Below are 16,938 nucleotides of genomic sequence, written 5' to 3'. Positions count from 1 at the left end.
GAACGGAATTGCCCGCACCATGAAGACTTCGACCGTTTACCTCCGCCGCCGCTTGCTTTCTTCGGTGGTTCCCGTCGCCGTCCTGACGGCATCCCTGCTGGCCGCGGGCTGCGCGGTCAAACCCGAGCCGCTGACGGCCGAGGAAAATCTGGCGCGCGTGCGCGAGGATCTGGGCGTCGTGCTGGCCCCGCAGGAGCCGCTGACCAAGGCGGTCTCGATGGACGAGGCGATGGCCCGCGCCATCAAGTACAACCTCGACGAACGTGTGAAGCTGATGGAGATGGCGGTCGCCAGCGACCAGCTGGAGCTGTCGCGCTATGACATGCTGCCGCGCGTGGTGGCCGCCGCCGGCTATGCCGGACGCAACAACGACGCCGGGTCGGAGAGCCTGAACCTCGCCACCGGCCGGCGGACGGGCGAGAGCACCACCGCCACCGACAGGCACCGCCGTACCGGCGACCTCGCCTTCACCTGGAACGTGCTGGATTTCGGCGTCAGCTATCTGCGGGCGCGGCAGAACGCCAATCTGGTGCTGATCGCCGATGAACGCCGCCGTCGCGTCGTCCAGGGCATCATGCAGGACGTGCGCACCGCCTATTGGCGCGCCGTCGCCGCCGAACGGCTGCTGAAGCGGCTGGAGCCGCTGGAGACGCGGGTCGAGGGGGCGCGGCGCGACGCCCGCACGCTGGAGGCATTGCGCGTCCAAGCGCCACTGCAGGCGCTGACCTACACCCGCAGCCTGGTCGAGACGCTGCGCCAGCTGCAGTCGCTGCGCCGCGAGCTGGCGGCGTCGAAGTCGCAGCTGGGCGCGCTGATGGGCCTGCCGCCGGGCGAGCCGTTCGAGATCGAGATGCCGGCGGCCAGCGTCATGCAATCGCCGCCCAAGCTGGACGTCGGCACCGAGGCGCTGGAGACCTACGCCCTGCTGAACCGGCCGGAGCTGCTGGAGGAGAGCTACAACCAGCGCATCTCCGCCGACGAGACCTGGCGGTCGCTGCTGAAGCTGCTGCCGGGCATCGACGTCAACGCCGCCCTGCGCTACGACAGCAACAGCTTCCTGGTGAACCAGCGCTGGGCCGATTATGGCGCGCGGATCAGCTGGAACCTGATCAACCTGGTCTCCGCCCCCGCCACCAAGTCCTACGCCGAGGCGCAGGAGGAGCTGGTCGCCTTCCGTCGTCAGGCGCTGAGCATGGCGGTGCTGAGCCAAGTGCATGTGGCCATGCTGCAGTACCGCGAGTTGAAGCAGGAATTCGCCCTGACCGCCGAGCAGGCCGACCTCGATACCCGCATCCGCTCGCAGTACACCAATGTTGGCGATGCCGGACAGGTGGGCGAGCTGGGTGTGATCCAGTCGGAGGTGACGGCGCTGCTGTCCGACCTGCGCCGTGATCTGGTGCTGGCCGACCTGCACAACGCCTATGCCCGCGTCATGGTGTCGGCCGGCGTCGATCCGTTGCCCGAGACGATGGCGGCCAACGACCTGTCCAGCCTGACCCAGGCGGTGGGCAAGGGCCTGTCCTCCTGGCAGGAGCGCGCCAACAGCGTCCTGCGCGTGAAGGACCTGATGGGCGAGCCCAAGGCCGCCGCCACGGACAGTGCCGCCAAGGACAGCAAGACCGAAGCGGCCAAGCCGGAGCCCGTGAAACAGGGACCGGTCCAACAGGAGCCAGCCAAGCAGGCGGTTCCGGTCGCGGCCGCTCCGGTGGCTGCTCCCGCCCCAGCCGAGCCGGCTCCGGCCGCCACGCCGTTCGTGCTGGCCTCCGTTGCCGCTCCGCAGCCTGTTCCCGCTCCGGTCTCCATGGCCGCTCCGGCACCCGTGCCGGCCGAACCCCCGGCTCCGGCCGCCGCCCCGGTTGCGACGGCGTCCTTTTCTCCCGTCATCCAGGCCGATCTCGGGGCTTACGCAAGCCACAGGCTTGCCGAGCGCGAATGGGGTATGATCGCCAAGCGCCTGGGAACCGAGGACAACGGGGTCGGTGCCCTGTACGTCACCACCCGGCGCGCCCAAGACGGCAAGACCATCGTCCAGCTGCGTGCCGGCAGCTTCGCCGACCGCGCCGCGGCCGAACGGTTCTGCCATCGTGTGAAGGATAGTCAGCGGGAATGCACCGTTCGTACCCTTTCGGCCCAGGACCAGCCGTCCACCAGCCGGCCCACCGGCCGACTGGCGTCGCTGTGATCCATCCCAATGCCTGGCCCAATCCCCGGCCCAGTGCCGCGTTGGGCGCCGCCACTCTCCTGGTCGCTCTGCTGGGGGGGGCCTTCGCCTCCACTCCGGCAGCGGCCCAGGACGCTTGGCAGGGGGAAGTCCGCTCCCTGATCGCGGCCAAACGGCACGCCGTCCTCTCCTCCGAGATCCCCGGCCGCATCGCGCGGATGAGTGTCGATGCCGGCCAGAGCTTCAAAGCCGGCGAGCTGCTGGTCGCCTTCGACTGCGCCAGCTATCAGGCGGAGCTCGACGGCGCCCGCGCCCAACTGAACGCGGCGGAGGTGACGGCACGGGTCAACCGGCGCCTGAACAGCCTGCGCTCCATCGGCGAGGCGGAGGTGCAACTGGCCGAGGCCAAGGCCCAGGTCGCCCGCGCCGACCTCCGCAAGGCGGAGGTGCAGGCCCGGCGCTGCGACATCAAGGCCCCCTTCGACGGCCGCGTGGTCGAACGCCGCATCCAGGAGCATGAATCGGTCGCCGCCGGCACGCCGCTGCTGGAGATCCTGTCCGACCGCGACCTGGAGGTCGAGCTGATCGTTCCCTCCTCCTGGATGGTGTGGCTGAAGCCGGGGCAGCGCTTCGACCTGCGCGTCGACGAGACCGGGGCCACCCTGCCCGGCGAGGTGGTGCTGCCCGGCGCCAAGGTTGATCCGGCCAGCCAGTCGGTGAAGGTCACCGCCAAGCTGACCGGCGAGACCGCTCATGCCGGCCTGATCGCCGGCATGAGCGGCACCGCCATCTTCCCGGAACCGGTGCTGTCGGCGTTGCCGGCCGGGAACCAGGGGGGCAACCAGGGCGTCTCCAAATCCGGAGCCGCGAAGCCCGGAACGGCAAAACCATGAGCGCCACCATGGCCCAGACCCCGCCCCAGCAGGGGGCGCCGCAGGGGATGCCACAGCCGGTCAACGGCCTGCTGATGCTGCTGGAGCTGCAGCGCCAAGCCTGGCGGCAGGCGACGATGCCGGAACTGCGCTATCACATCGTCAACCAGACCCGCCGGCTGATCGCCTATCGGCAGGCGGCCTTCCTGACGGTGGGGGAGCGGGGACGGGCGACGTTGGAGGCGGTGTCCAACATCGCCGTGCTGGAGCCGAACGCCCCCTTCGCCCAATGGCTGGAGGAGGCGGTGCGCGCCGTCGCCACCGGCGAGCACGCCAACAGCGTCCATGTCGTCGATCCCGCCACCCTGCCCGCCTCCGTTCGCAACGCCTGGGGCGAATGGGGACCGGCGCAGGTGCTGTGGTGCCCGCTGCGCAAGCCGGAAACCCCGCGGGAGATGCCGCCCGGCGCCCCGGCGGAAAGCCGGGGCAAGGCCGTCCCACCGCAGGCCGGCCTGTGGCTCGGCCGTGACGAGCCCTGGACCGACGGCGAGATCCTGCTGCTGAGCCACCTGACCGAAGGCTACGGCCATGCTTGGTGGGCGCTGTCGGGCAAGCGGGCGAAGCGGCATGTACTGCGCCGCGCCCTGCTGCCGCTGCTGGTCCTGCTGGCCATCGCCGGCGCGCTCGCCAGTCCGGTGCCGATGTCGACCCTGGCCCCGGCCGAGATCCAGACCAGCAACCCGGTGATCGTCACCGCCCCGCTCGACGGCGTGATCGAGCGCTTCCATGTCCAGCCGAACCAGGCGGTGGTGGCCGGCCAGCCGCTGTTCAGCTTCGAAGCCACCGTCCTGCGCAGCCGCTTCGAGGTGGCGCGCAAGGGCCTGACCCAGGCGGAGGCCGAGCTGCTGACCGCCTCGCAGGCCGCCTTCGCCGACCCGCAGACCAAGGCCCGTGTTGCCCAGCTCCGCGCCCAGGTGGAACTGCGTCGCGCCGAGATGGCGCTTGCCCGCGACCTGCTGGACCGGGTGACGGTGAAGGCCGAGCGCGCCGGCATCGCCGTCTTCACCGACGTCAACGACTGGCTGGGCAAGCCGGTGTCGGTGGGTGAGCGCGTGCTGACGCTGGCCGACCCGCAAGCGCCGGAGATCGACATCATGGTCCCGGTCGGCGACGCCCTGGTGCTGGAGCCGGGTTCTCCGGTGGAGCTGTTCTTGAACGTCGACCCGCTCCACCCGCTGCAGGCGCGGCTGACCCATGCCAGCTACGAAGCCGGCCTGTCGGCCGCCGGCGTGCTGTCCTACCGCGTCAAGGCGGCATTGGAACCGGGGGAGGCTCCGCCCCGCATCGGCCTGCGCGGCACCGCCAAGATCCTGGGCGACCGCGTGCCGCTGGCCCTCTATCTGTTCCGCCGCCCGCTGGCCCTGCTGCGCCAGTCGCTGGGCATCTGAGGCGCTGCCCCAAGGCTACTCCTAAGGCAATCCCGAGGACTCCCCGTGTCCATCGCCCTCACCCCCTCCGCTGGCCCCTCCGCTGGCCCCTCTGCGGCCCCTCCCCCCGGTCTCCGCGCCGACGGCTCCGCCCCGGCCGATCCGCTGGCAACCTTGCGGCTGCCGGCCTTGCGCGACGATCTGACCCTGCTGCCGGCACCGGCGGGACAGGACGGGGCGCCGGGCTGGACCATCCACGATCCGGTGCGCAACCGCTATTTCCGCATCGGGCCGGAGGCCTTCGCGCTGATCGCGCACTGGCATCACGCCAACCCGCGCGCCATCGCCGCGGCGGTGGCCGGCGACAGCCTGTTCGAGCCGGGGAGCGAGGACGTCATGGGCTTCTACCAGTTCCTGGCGGCCAACAACCTGACCGTCACCGTCGACACCGCCTTTCTGGCGCGTCAGGCGGCGGCGCGTCACACCGGCTGGTTCTGGTGGCTGGTCCACAACTACCTGTTCTTCCGCATCCCGCTGGTGCGCCCCGACCGCTTCTTGTCGGCGACGGCGGGGCTGGTGGCGCCCTTCTACAGCCGGGCCTGGCTGGTCCTGGTGCTGCTGACCGCCGCTCTCGCCGGGCTCTTGGTGGCGCGGCAATGGGACACCTTCCTGCACACCTTCCAGCATTTCTTCTCGCCCGAAGGGCTGGCGCTCTACGGCGTCACGCTGCTGGGCACCAAGATCTGCCACGAGCTGGGCCATGCCTACACCGCCAAGCGCTTCGGCTGCCGGGTGCCGACCATGGGGGTGGCCTTCCTGGTGATGTGGCCGGTGCTCTACACCGACACCACCGACGCCTGGCGGCTGGTGTCGCGCCGGCAGCGTCTGGCGGTGGGGGCGGCCGGCATGGTGACCGAGCTGACGATCGCCGTCTTCGCCACACTGGCCTGGAGCTTCCTGCCCGACGGCCCGCTGCGCAGCGCCGCCTATTTCCTGGCGACGGTCAGCTGGGTCACCACCCTGGCGATCAACCTCAGCCCCTTTATGCGCTTCGACGGCTATTACCTGCTCTCCGACGCGCTGGACGTGCCCAATCTGCAGGAGCGCGCCTTCGCCATGGCGCGCTGGAAGCTGCGGGAATGGCTGTTCGGGCTCGGCCTGGAGCCGCCGGAGGAGATGCCGGCGGCGCGGCGCCGCATCCTGCTGGTCTATTCCTACGTCACCTGGGTCTACCGGCTGATGCTGTTCCTCGGCATCGCGCTGTTGGTCTACCACGTCGCCATCAAGGTGTTGGGCATCCTGCTGTTCGCCATCGAGATCGGCTGGTTCGTCGCCCGCCCCTTCGTGGCCGAGGCCAAGGCCTGGTGGGGGTTGCGCGACCGCTTTCATGTGAACCTGCGCACCGGGCTGACGCTGGCCGGGCTGGCGGCGGCGGTCGGGCTGACCCTGCTGCCGGTGACCGCCACCGTGTCGGTGCCGGTGGTCTGGCGGGCGTCCGGCTTCGCCACCGTCTACGCCCCCTTCCCCGCCCGGCTGGAGGAGGCGCTGGTCACCCGCGGCCAGAACGTGGTGGAGGGCGAGCCGCTGTTCCGCCTGACCGCCCCCGACCTGGAGGGCAAGCTGCGCCAGGCGGAGCTGCGCATCGGCTGGATGCAGGAGCAGATCGCCCGCCTGACCGCCAGCCGCGAGCAGCTCGACCGCGTGCGCGCGATGGAGGAGGATCTGGCCGCCGCCCTGGCCGAGCGGCAGGGGCTGCTCGACAGCCGCGAGCGGCTGGTGGTGCGGGCCCCGCTGTCGGGCACCGTGCGCGACATGGAGGACGCGCTGACCCCCGGCCGCTGGATCGGGCCGAAGCTGCCGCTGGCGATGGTGGTGGCGCCGGGCAGCGGCGAACTGGTCGGCTATGTCGGCGAGGGCGATTTCGACCGGCTGAGCCCAGGGGCGGGGGCCGAGTTCCATCCCGACGACCCGCTGGCCCCCCGGCGGGCGGCCAAGCTGCGCGCGGTCGATCCGGTCGCCGTGTCGGTTCTGGATGTGCCGGCGCTCGCCTCGGTCAATGGCGGTCCGGTGGCGGTGGAGGGACAGTCAGGCCCCCAGTCCGGACAGCAGCATGCTGGCGCCGGCCGCAGCGCGCTCGCTCCGGTGGAGGCGGTCTATCGCATCACCCTGGACGTCGAGCCGGCGGACATGGGGCCAAGCGCCTTCGGCAATGCGCAGGACGGGCCGGAGCGCGTCACCCGCGGCATCGTTCGCGTGGCGGGCGAAGCCCGCAGCTTCGCCGAACGCTTCTGGCGCATCGCCGCGTCGGTGCTGATCCGCGAGACGGGATTCTGAAATTCGCCCACCTCAAATCCTCCCAATGGCTGAGCCGTTGATATATGAAGCCCATACCCATAGATTGCTGCGGGCTCCCAGCGGCGGATCAGCAGAAACATGGCTCTTCAGAAATTCGATATCGTTGCCGCAAATGGAATGAAGTTCTTTTTGCAGCTCGACCCGCAGGATATGGCGCAGCGTGACGTCATCGCCCATTTCCTCAGCGGACAGATGTACGAGCATGAAACGTCCCTGCTGTTCCTGAAGGCCTTGCGCCCCGGCGACACCGCTGTCGACGTCGGTGGCAACGCAGGCTATTTCACGATGCTTGCCGCGACCCAGGTGGGCGCACAGGGGCGCGTGGTCACTGCCGAGGCCAACCCTGCCCTCGCAACGCTGATCCGCGACAGCGCCGTGCTGAACGACATCTCGCATCTTTCCGTAGAAAACGTGGCGATCAGCGATCGCAACGGACAGATCGTCTTTGGATCGAACGGATCCAATGACAGCAATGGCGGCGTCGTTCCCGAAAAGACGCCGGGAGAAGCGCTGGAAAGCAACGAGTCCATCACGCAGTTCGTCGCGCGCGCCGAGACGCTCGACAGTCTGGCAAGCCGGACCGGCCTTGGGGGCATCCGCCTGCTGAAAATCGACACCGAAGGACATGAGTTGAATGTGCTGAAGGGTGCCGAGGGGCTTCTTCGCGAGAAGAGGATAGATTTCATCGCCGCCGAGCTGAACCTTCCCGGCCTGGCGAGAAACCGCACCAACCAGCACGAACTGCGTGAGTTCATGCTGGGCCATGGCTATCACATGTTCCTGCTCGACCATAACGGGGCCCTGCCCCGCCTCGTGCCGGCCGGAACCGAGGTCAGGCAGGCCTACACCTGCAACGTCCTGTTCTCCCGCATCGAGAAACTGGCTGAAGTTTGGGACAGCGTCGCCAACGAGCCCGCCGCCGTCCATATCGCCCAACGCCAGAGCAAAGCCTAAAGCAAAGCATAGCCCCCCGGTGGGGAGCGAGCCTGCTCCCTACCCCATCCCCACCGCCAGCAGTCCGTCATTCGCCATGGCGAAGCCGGCCGGCTGCGGGCGAACATAGCCGATGGGGTTGGGCCGCAGCTCGTTGCGGCCATGGGTGATGAAATGGACCAGCGCCTGCTGCTGGTCGGTGCCGAAGGCGGCGCTCAGGTCGGGATTGGCCATCAGATAGGCGAGCGCATTGAATTTGGTCGGGCGCCCGTCCGCCTGGCCGCTGGACTGGTAATGGGCGGTGGCCGCGGCGGTGTCGGTGCCGAAGCTTGCTGCCAGATCCGGATTGGCGGCCAGATAGCTCAGCGCATCGAAGCCGGCAGCATCGCGCCGCGGCGTGCTCCCATACAGGACGATATAGAGCTTCACCTGCTGCTCGCTGCCCGCGAAGACGCTCAGCAGATCCGGGTTGGCCAGCAGATAGTCGTGGACGTCGAAGCTGGTCGGCCGCTTCTCCAGCCGGCCATAGCTGATGTAATGCTCCTCCGCCCGTGCAGGGTCGTTGCCGAAGGACGCCGCCAGGTCGGGGTTGGCCGCCAGATAGGTCAGCGTGTCGAAGCCGGTGGGCCTGTTCTCGCGCCATCCATACAGCATGTAGTGGCGGGCCGCCTGGGCGGTGTCGGTGCCGAAGCTTGCGGCCAGATCGGGGTTGCCCGCCAGATAGCCCAGGCTGTCGAAGGTGATGCTGCGCCCTTCGAGCCGGCCGGCGGTCAGGTAGTGGCGGGCCGCCGCCGCCAGGTCCGTGCCGTAGGCGGCCGCCACATCCGGATAGGACGCCAGATAGCCGAAGGCGTCGAAACGGGTGGTCCGCCCCTCCCGCTGTCCATAGGACAGGTAATGACGGGTGGCGGCGACGGTGTCGGTGCCGAAGGCCGCCGCCAGATCGGGGTTGGCGGCCAGATAGGCCAGCGGGTCGAAGCGTCCGGTGGGCCGTCCCTCCTGCCGTCCGGAGGTCAGATAATGCCGGCTCGCCGCCGCAAGGTCGTAGCCGAAGGCCGCCACCAGATCCGGATTCGCGGCGAGATAGGCCAGCGGATCGAAGGCGCGTGTCGTCCGCCCCTCCGCCCGGCCGGCGGACAGGTAATGCGCGCGCGCCGCCGCCGTGTCGGTGCCGAAGGCGGCCGCGAGGTCGGGGTTGGAGGCGAGATAGGCCAGTGGGTCGAAGCTGGCCATCGTCTCGGCCAGCGGGGTCACCCGCAAGGTCACGGTCTGGCCGCTGACCGCCCCTTGGCTGTCGGTGACGGTGTAGGCGAAGGACCCCGGCGACACCGGGGTGCCGATCGGGGCCTGATAGGTCAGGCCGGCCAGATCGGCGGTGCCGAGCGTCATCCCGCCGGTGACGGCGGTGCCATTGGCCAGCCGGAGCGTGCCGGCGGTCGGCAGCCGGGCCAGCGTCACCGTCATGCTGTCGCCGTCGTCCGGATCGCTCGGCCGGTCGATGCCAAGAGCGATGGCCGCCCCGCCTTCCTGCGCGCTCAGGGTCTTGTCGCTTTGGACGAGCGGCGGCCGGTTGGCCGGGCGCGAGGTGACAATGAAGCCGATCCAGCGGCTCCACGCCACGCCGTTGTAGGCGCGCACCGACAGCTCGTCGAGGCTGGTCAGGGAGGCAGCGGCGAAGGTGACGCCAGCAAAGGCCGCCGCACTCAGCGAGACCACGGCGCCGGTGGCCTGGACCACCCCGCCGACCATGAGGGAACCGCCACCATTGGTGTTGTCGACCAGCTCATACTGGGTGACGAGGCCGCCGGCGGGATCGGCCGCCGTCACCAGGCTGGCGATGGTGATCGAGGAACCGATGGAAACCCGGCCGGCCTTGGCGGTGACCGCCGGAGGCGTCAGGCTGATCCTGGTGTCGGCGAACAGGGCGTATTCGACATCGGTCAGCGTGTCGGTGCCCTCGCTGCCGCCGGAGATGGTGGCGCCGTCGGACGTGACGGTGACGGTGTAGGAGGAGCGGCTGCCGTTGTAGACCACGGTGTCGATGCCGCCGTTGCCGATCAGCGTGTCGTCGCCCGCTCCGCCGGTCAACGTGTCGTCACCGGCGCCGCCGATCAGCAGGTTGTTGGCGGAATTGCCGATCAGGATGTCGTTGCCGCTGCCGCCGATGGCGGTCTCGATGGTGACGCCGGCGGCGATCGCCAGATTCCCCACCGCCAGCCCGCCCGATCCGTTGGGACCGATGGAGCTGAAGGCGCCCGGCGTCAGGTCGATGGTGACGGCGGACGCCTGCCCGCCGGCGTCGATGGTGTCGGTGCCGCCGGCATCCCAGATCGCCTGGGAAAAGGGCGTGGTGGTGCTGCCGAAGACATAGCGGTCGTCGCCGATGCGGGTGCCGGTGTTGGCACCGTACAGATACTGGGCCGCCGCGATGTCATACAGCGCCGGCCCCGTCGCCAGCCCGCTCAACCCCAGGCTGGGGTGCCGGTTGTAGGACATGAGGGTGTAGCGGTAATTGTCCTCGGCCGAGGACAGATAGGGCGGCTCGCCCCCGCCGCCGGTGGCATTGTAGTTGCCGGGATGCTTCAGCCCGATGGCGTGCCCGATCTCGTGCAGGATGGTCAGGTAGCCGTAGGTTCCCGGCGTCGGGCTGGTGTTGGTCGAGGTGTTGTTGGCGAGATAGATGTCGCCGCCGCCGTCATAGAGCGAGCCTGTCGGATAATAGGCGTAGGCGGCGCTGGAGCTTTGTCGGTTGGTGCCGATGCGGATCGACCCGCCCTGTCCGCTGTTGGCGCTGTCGGAGGTCTCGACGAAGAAGATGTTGGCGACGGCGCTCCAGGCGGCGAAGGCCTGCCGCACCGCGCCGCGCTGGGCGCTGGACAGCGTCGCGAACCCGGTGCTGTCCGTGCCGGAGGCGTAGGACGGCGCCTGCTCCATGAAGCTGTAGGTGACCGTCGCCCCGCTGCCGACCCCGCCGCTGCCCCAGCGCGGCGTCCCCGTCGCCAGCAGGGCCTGGACGGTGGACGAGGCCACGCCCTGCGGCAGTGCGCCTTGCGGGTCGATCCCGGCGGCGAGGGGGGCCACACTCCAGTCGGCGCCCCAGCTTGTTGCATTGCACAGCAGGCAGGAGCAGGCGGGCATCGTGCCGGCCGGGGCGTCGGCCGAAACATCGGAGAGGTCGGAGAAGGTGGTCGTCATGGCCGGGAGGATGTCTTGCGCCACGGAGTGCGGCTCCCGCCACTCTACAACCTTTCATTCCCCAATCGAAAGGGGAGGTGAACCCGGACCTTTTTTCTCCACCGGCCAATGGACCGCGGGCGACGGGCTGCGGTTCCCTCCGATCATCCTTTCCGCACGCTCAGTTCTTCGAACACCGCCTCGATGCGGTCGACGGAGCGGGCGACGGTGAGGTCGCGGGCCCGGTCGCGGCCTGACAGGGCCATGCGCAGCCAAGCGGCGCGGTCCTTGACCAGACGGCGCAGCCGGTCGGCGAGCGCCTGATGGTCCTCCGCCGGGAACAGCAGGCCGTCGACGCCGTCGCGCAGCACCTCGCCGCTGCCGCCGGTGCCGCTGCCGACCACGGTCAGGCCGGCGGCCATCGCCTCCACCTGCGAGATGCCGAAGGGTTCCTGGAAAACACTGGGGAAGACCAGCACGTTGCAGCGGGCGAAGAGCTCGGACAGGCCGCGGCGGTCGAGGAAGCCGGTGAAGCGCACCTTGCCGGCCATGCCGTTGCGCTCCACGAAGTCGCGGCAGCGGGCGGCCAGATCGGCGTCCGGCGCCTCGCCGGCGAAGGTGCAGTCGAAGTCGATGCCCTCACGGTGCAGGATCCCCAGCGCGGCGACCAGCGTCTGCGGTCCCTTGTAGGTGACGAATAGGCTGGCGAAGGCGATGCGCAGCCGGTCGGTCGCCGGCATCACTGCGCGGTGGAAATAATCGACGCGGGCGCCGGGATGAATCACCGTGGCGGGCAGGCCATAGCCGCCAGCGGCCAGCCGCTCCGCCACCCAGCCGCTGGCCGGCCCGGCACGGTAGAGCGGGGAGCGGGGCGCCGCTTCCGGTGCATAGCCGGGATGCTGGTTGCCCAGGCAATGCAGAACCGGGACGCCCATCTGCCGGGTCAGCGGGTCGAGGAACTCGGTCGCCAGCATGTCGAGGTTGCCGACCAGACAGGCCTCGGCGCCGAAATCGCGGGCGGTCTCCAACACGCGACGGATATTGGCGCGGACCAGGGCGGTGCAGTGGGCCGGATCCTCGTGGGTGAAGGCGCGACCGTCCTTCCAAGTGCCGTAAAGGGTCAGCGAACGATCGACATGCGCCTCGATGTCCTCGGTCCCGGCCATGCCCGGGCGGGAAAGGTCGGGCACGTCGGCGGTCAGCACCTTCACCGCATGGCCGCGGCGGATCAACTCGGCAGAGAACTCCCACAGCTTGCGGCCGTAGCCGCCGAACTCCTGCGGCGGGAACAGGTTGGTAACCACCAGGATGCGCCGCGGCAGCCCGGTCGAGGGAGCCGTCGCCTGCCGGAACAGGCTGCGGTAGCGCTCCAGCCCTGGATGGCCGCCGGTGGCGTCGGCGAGCGCGTCGGCGTCCAGGTCCGGAGCCGGGTCCGCTGTTCCGGCAAGCCGGGCAGCGCGCCGGGCCTCGCCGAGATAGATGGATGCCTCCAGCGGACGTCCGCCCGCCGCGTACAGGCGCGCCAGCCCGGCGAGTGCATCCGGCTGCTGGCGGTCCAGCCCGACGGCGCCCAGCAGGAACCGCTCCGCCAGGGCATGCTCGCCGAAACGGGCGGCCAGACGGGCAACGGCGACCATATGCTCGGCGGTCCGCAGCATCGGCTCCAGCGCCGCGAGGCGGGCACGCCGCAGGTCCGGTGCCAGCCCCGCTGCCAGCCCCGGATCGGACAGCGAGCGGACGGCATAGCGCAGGGCGTCGGCGCACTGGAACAGGAGGCCGTCCGCTTCACTCGGCACGAACCCCCAGCCGGCCAGATGGGCGGCCGCCGCGGCATGGTCGCGCGCCGACGCGGTGGGGCAGAGGACGAAGGCGCCGGGCAGCCGGGCCATCCGGCGGTCGGTCTCCGCCTTATCGGAACCGGCACCCGGCCAGGGCAGCAGCGTCACCGCATCATCCCGCACCCCGTCGGCGGATGGCGGCAGCGGCAGGGGAACCGGGTCGGCGGCATCGTCCGGCACGGCGCCGGGGGCAGAGAAGGCCACCCGCGGCAGGTCGCGGGCCATGAGGCGCAGGTCGGCGGCGAAGCCGTCATCCTTCCCGTCCTGCCCAGCCGCATGGACGGTCAGCCGGGAGGAGGTCAACTGCAGCCGCTGCAGCGCCTCGTAAGCGGCAAGGCGGCGGCGGAAGGCCGTGCCCTGCGCCGGCAGGGCCGCCAGCCCGCGCCGCTCGGAGCGGACCTCCAGCGCCGGGTCGACGCGGTCGTCGAACACCGCGGCGAAGAACTGGGCGCGCTTGACCTGCGGGCTGTGGAATTCCAGCAGATGCGCCTGGCCTGCCCGGCGGATCGCCATCGCCTGATCCGGGTGGTCGAGGTAATGGCGCGCCAATTCCACCAGTTCGTCCGGCGAGCGGTATGTCGCGAGGTGGCGGCCGGGGGTGAAGCAGCGCTCCAGCCCGGCCTCTTGCGACAGCGCGTCGGTCAGCAGGAAGCCGCCAGCGCCCAGCGCCTCGAAGACGCGCAGGTTGAGGTCGCCGTTCAGCGAAACGTTCAGCGTGACCTGCGAGGCGGCGTAGATGTCGGCCGCCGTTTCCGGCGCCGCCCGCATCGCCGTCAGCGGCAGCCCGGCCGCCACCAGCCGCTCCAGCACATGGCGCCGCCAGGGGTGGAAGGCGCCGACCTGACCGACGAAGGTGAGGGGACGCTCGGGTGCTGCGGGAATGTCGCGCCGGCGCAGCGCATAGTCGACCGCCGGGATCCAGTAGACGCGGTCGAACCCCGCCTCCAGGAAGGCATGGGCATGCTGGCGGGTGTGGTCGAGCACCACCGTGTCGAAGCTCTCCATCGCGCCATAGGCCAGCAGCGTGCGCAGGGGACTGGCGAAATGGTGGGTGTCGCCGACCAGCAGCACCTTGGTCCCCGGCAGCCGGTCCAGCCCGCGGGGAAGGTTGCGCCGGGTGGCGTCGGCCTTGACGACGATCAGCTCCGGACGCTGGTGTGCCGGCAGGCGGGCGACGACGGACGGCAGATCGAACTCGCCGGCCGGGGTGCCGAGAGAGGCGAAGCCGTCGCCGGTCTCGACCGTCGGACAGTCGGGGCCGCAGAACACCTCCCGCTCCGAAAACAGCGGACGACGGTAATAGTCGGGCGTGGCCAGGCAGCAGAACAGCGTCCGGGGAGCGTCGGCTGCCGGCTGCGCGGGGACGGACGGGGCTTGTGGATGCGGCGGCATGCGGGAGGCTCAAGCATGAATTGGGGCGCGGCGGGCGCGGTGCCCCGCCGCGCCTCGGGCCGGGATCAGGACGTCGGCGGCTCCACCCAGCCGGGGACGGTGCCGGCGCTGACCAGCGGGCGGTGGAAGCTGCCAGCGGCGATTTCCGCACGGATCTGGTCGGGAGTCATCGACACCACCCGCTCGTATTCGGCGGTGTTGTGGGCGTACCAGGGGTTCTCCGTGACCGAATTGGTCGACCGCGCATGGCTGAGATGGAGGAGCGGCCCCAGCGTGCGCTCCACCCGCTCGCCGAGCAGCTCCAGGCGGCGGTAAAGCTCGAAATCCTCCCAGCCCCAGGACACGAATTTCTCGTTGAAACCGCCGAGCCGGTCGAACACCCAGCGGCCGAAGAAGACTGACCCGCTGTAGGAGTTCTTGTAGAGCATCTCGTTGCGCGGATCGAACAGGTCGATCTGGTTCACCGACAGGGTCCGCTCCACCCCGGGAACGAAGTCGGGCCCGACGTCGAAGAACAGGCCGTTGAACGGACAGGCGAGCGCCACGCCGTCATGCACCGCCTGCCGGGCCAGCACATACTGGGTCGGCTCCACCAGCACGTCGGTGTCCTGTCCGACGACGATCGGCGTGGTCGCGGCGGCCGCCATGATGTTCAGCTGCTTGCCCCGGTGGGTGTAGGGGCTGTCGTTGCTGGTCAGGTGGATATAGCCGTAGTCGGCAGAGGACAGCCCCAGCTCGGCCATGATGCCGGGCACGTCCTGGCGCTCCGGATTGTCCTCGCAGATCAGGATGTTGGTGTCGAGATGGCGCCGCAGGTAGGTGACCAGGATGCGCAGGTTGCGCCTGCGGTCCGGGGATTCGATCCGGCAGGGCACCAGGAAGGTGACGTCGCGCAGGTCCAGCCTCTCGCCGCGGCGCAGCGGCTCGCGCAGGGCCTGATGGCGGGAGGCGAGCGACACCGCGCGGTCGAGCTGCGCCGCCAGCCCCTCGTCCTTCGGCGCCAGCGACACCGCGGTTTCATAGCAATCGACCGCAGAGCCCCAGCGGCCGGTCCACTGCATCAGCTCGCCCAGCCGGGCATGGGGCTGCGGACGGTCGGGCCATTTGGCCAGCACCTTGCGGTAGGTGGCCGCGGCCGCCGCCAGCTTGCCCTGCATCTGCTGGGCATAGCCCAGGTTGGACATCGCCTCCGGCTGGTCGGGGATTGCCGCCAGGATGCTCTCGTAGACGGCCTCGGCCTCGGCCAGCCGCCCGGCATGATGGTGGTCGATGGCGATGCGGAAAGCTTCTTCGAGGGTCGGCATGAAAGCTCCGTTGAAGACGGGCGGGCTGAGCGGGGCATCCGGGCGCAGACAGGACGGCCGCTTACTTACCGCACCCGCAATCGCGATGCACGGCAGAAGACAGGCCGCCGGAACGGACCGCCCTCCGTCCTCACAGCCCGTATGTCCGCAGGATCTCGTCCCGCTTCGCGCTGTAGGGGCTGTTCCCGTGCTTTCCGGCGAGGGCGCCGGTCAGGACGAGCGGAAGCGCGTCACCGGGGCGCGGCGGCAGGACGCTGTCCGGCCAGACGGCGTGCGTCATCTCGCCTCCCAGCAGCTGGGCCGCACGTTCGACGCAGGCGAACAGGGCGACCTGGTCGATCATCCAGATGTAGCAGCGCTCGAAATTGGTCTTCAGGAAGTCCGCCATCATCAGCAGCGTCAGATAGCCGCTGCGGCTGTGGCGGAAATGGACGAAGGAGGCGTTGTAGCGGCTGCACAGCGGCTCGCCGCGATAATCGGTGTGGGCGACGTCGGCGCCGCCGGCCAGCCTGACGATGTCCTCCGGCTTCTCACGGAACAGCACGTCGGCATCGCAGACGATCACGTCGGCCTTGTGCAGCAGCATCGCGTCCGCCGCGATGAGGAAGCGGGAGGAGGCGTAATAGGGTTTGTCGATGGCCTCCCCGCGCACCGCCCAGCTTTCGTGCGAGAAGGTGACCGGCATGGCGCCGACGATGCCGCGCAGCCGTTCGATCAGCCGGGCGACCTCGGCGTCGCCGTTGATGATGTGGTAGTGGACGGCGGCCGCCGAGCCCAGCGCGTGGAGGTTCAGGATCTGCGCCACGGCGTAGCGCTTGAAATAGGTGGCGTCCACCGACACCAGCACCACATGCCGCCCGGTCCGCTCGAAGGGCGGTGCGGCGTCCGCCTTCGCCAGGGCCTGGGCCGCCCGACGGAAGGACAGGGACGACAGGTCGATGACGCAAAGCCCGTCGCTTGCATATTTCCCCTGCCGGAACAGCGCCTCGCCGAGCCAGAGATGAAAGATGGCGTTCTGGCAGCCGGCCGCGGCGCGGCCATGGACCTCCGCGAGGTCGGGGCGGCCGGCCTCGTTGAGCAGGAAGGACAGGTTGGCATGGAGTTGCGGGCGCAGGGGGGACGGCGCCGCCCGCTCCAACGCCCGGCCGAGGAGGACGATGCCCTGCCGCGGGATCGCCGGGTCGCGCTCCAGAATCCCCATGCCGGCATAGGCCAGCCGGTGCGCCAGGGCGAGATACAGGGCCTCGTCGTCGGGCTGGCAGTCGATCAGCGCATCGGTCAGCCGGCTTTTCTCCGCCCCATCGCCGACCCGGGAAATCAGCAGCGCCATGATGTCGTAGAGACGCTGGCGGTCGCCGGCATCCTCGATGGCGCAAAGCTCGCGGTCGAGGGCGGCATGGTCGATTGCGCAGGCCGCAGCGATGCCGCCGATCACCTGCCGTAATTTCTGCTGATCCATGCGCGAACCCGTCTGCGTGAAAG

The 16,938-nt window shown here is 69.9% G+C and carries 9 protein-coding genes; 5 read left to right on the top strand and 4 right to left on the bottom strand.

Annotated features, from left to right (window positions below; all coding sequences use genetic code 11):
• Positions 1-19 precede the first annotated feature (19 nt).
• The 5 genes from TSH20_RS20990 to TSH20_RS20970 all read left to right on the top strand — a co-directional run bounded on the left by TSH20_RS20990 (position 20) and on the right by TSH20_RS20970 (position 7,769).
• On the top strand, positions 20-2,182 hold the full coding sequence (locus tag TSH20_RS20990; protein ID WP_247871466.1) for a TolC family protein: 2,163 nt from the start codon (positions 20-22) through the stop codon (positions 2,180-2,182).
• Complete coding sequence (locus tag TSH20_RS20985) at positions 2,179-3,054, top strand: efflux RND transporter periplasmic adaptor subunit (protein WP_247871465.1); 876 nt, start codon at positions 2,179-2,181, stop codon at positions 3,052-3,054. Before TSH20_RS20990 ends, TSH20_RS20985 begins: the two co-directional genes overlap by 4 nt.
• Entirely contained in the window at positions 3,051-4,481 is a 1,431-nt protein-coding gene (locus TSH20_RS20980; RefSeq protein ID WP_109076525.1) for an HlyD family efflux transporter periplasmic adaptor subunit, read from the top strand. The genes TSH20_RS20985 and TSH20_RS20980 overlap by 4 nt, the downstream gene beginning before the upstream one ends.
• Positions 4,482-4,526: 45 nt before the next feature.
• The gene (locus TSH20_RS20975) at positions 4,527-6,794 is read left to right on the top strand and encodes a biotin/lipoyl-binding protein (protein ID WP_109076524.1); all 2,268 of its coding nucleotides are present in this window, start codon (positions 4,527-4,529) and stop codon (positions 6,792-6,794) included.
• A 99-nt stretch (positions 6,795-6,893) separates the two neighbouring features.
• Positions 6,894-7,769, top strand: a complete 876-nt coding sequence (locus TSH20_RS20970; protein WP_109076523.1) for an FkbM family methyltransferase — start codon at positions 6,894-6,896, stop codon at positions 7,767-7,769.
• Positions 7,770-7,808: 39 nt separating this feature from the next.
• Here TSH20_RS20970 and TSH20_RS20965 read toward each other — a convergent pair whose 3' ends face one another.
• From TSH20_RS20965 to TSH20_RS20950, 4 genes are all read right to left on the bottom strand, one after another.
• Entirely contained in the window at positions 7,809-10,967 is a 3,159-nt protein-coding gene (locus tag TSH20_RS20965) for a M10 family metallopeptidase C-terminal domain-containing protein (RefSeq protein ID WP_247871464.1), read from the bottom strand.
• 119 nt (positions 10,968-11,086) lie between these two features.
• Entirely contained in the window at positions 11,087-14,152 is a 3,066-nt protein-coding gene (locus tag TSH20_RS20960; RefSeq protein WP_109076521.1) for a glycosyltransferase, read from the bottom strand.
• Between the two features lie 65 nt (positions 14,153-14,217).
• On the bottom strand, positions 14,218-15,456 hold the full coding sequence (locus tag TSH20_RS20955) for a tetratricopeptide repeat protein (protein WP_109076520.1): 1,239 nt from the start codon (positions 15,454-15,456) through the stop codon (positions 14,218-14,220).
• 130 nt (positions 15,457-15,586) lie between these two features.
• The gene (locus TSH20_RS20950) at positions 15,587-16,915 is read right to left on the bottom strand and encodes a hypothetical protein (protein ID WP_109076519.1); all 1,329 of its coding nucleotides are present in this window, start codon (positions 16,913-16,915) and stop codon (positions 15,587-15,589) included.
• Between the last annotated feature and the right edge of the window lie 23 nt (positions 16,916-16,938).

It is taken from the genome of Azospirillum sp. TSH20, from assembly GCF_003115935.1.
Taxonomy (GTDB): domain Bacteria; phylum Pseudomonadota; class Alphaproteobacteria; order Azospirillales; family Azospirillaceae; genus Azospirillum.
The sequence above is the reverse complement of the archived record's forward strand: the minus strand, read 5'-3'. Positions and strand labels throughout refer to the sequence as shown.

Coding starts and splice junctions, on each gene's coding strand:
- TSH20_RS20980 (WP_109076525.1), top strand. CDS start 3,051: ATGAGCGCCACCATGGCCCAGACCCCGCCCCAGCAGGGGGCGCCGCAG.
- TSH20_RS20970 (WP_109076523.1), top strand. CDS start 6,894: ATGGCTCTTCAGAAATTCGATATCGTTGCCGCAAATGGAATGAAGTTC.
- TSH20_RS20960 (WP_109076521.1), bottom strand. CDS start 14,152: ATGCCGCCGCATCCACAAGCCCCGTCCGTCCCCGCGCAGCCGGCAGCC.
- TSH20_RS20950 (WP_109076519.1), bottom strand. CDS start 16,915: ATGGATCAGCAGAAATTACGGCAGGTGATCGGCGGCATCGCTGCGGCC.
- TSH20_RS20990 (WP_247871466.1), top strand. CDS start 20: ATGAAGACTTCGACCGTTTACCTCCGCCGCCGCTTGCTTTCTTCGGTG.
- TSH20_RS20955 (WP_109076520.1), bottom strand. CDS start 15,456: ATGCCGACCCTCGAAGAAGCTTTCCGCATCGCCATCGACCACCATCAT.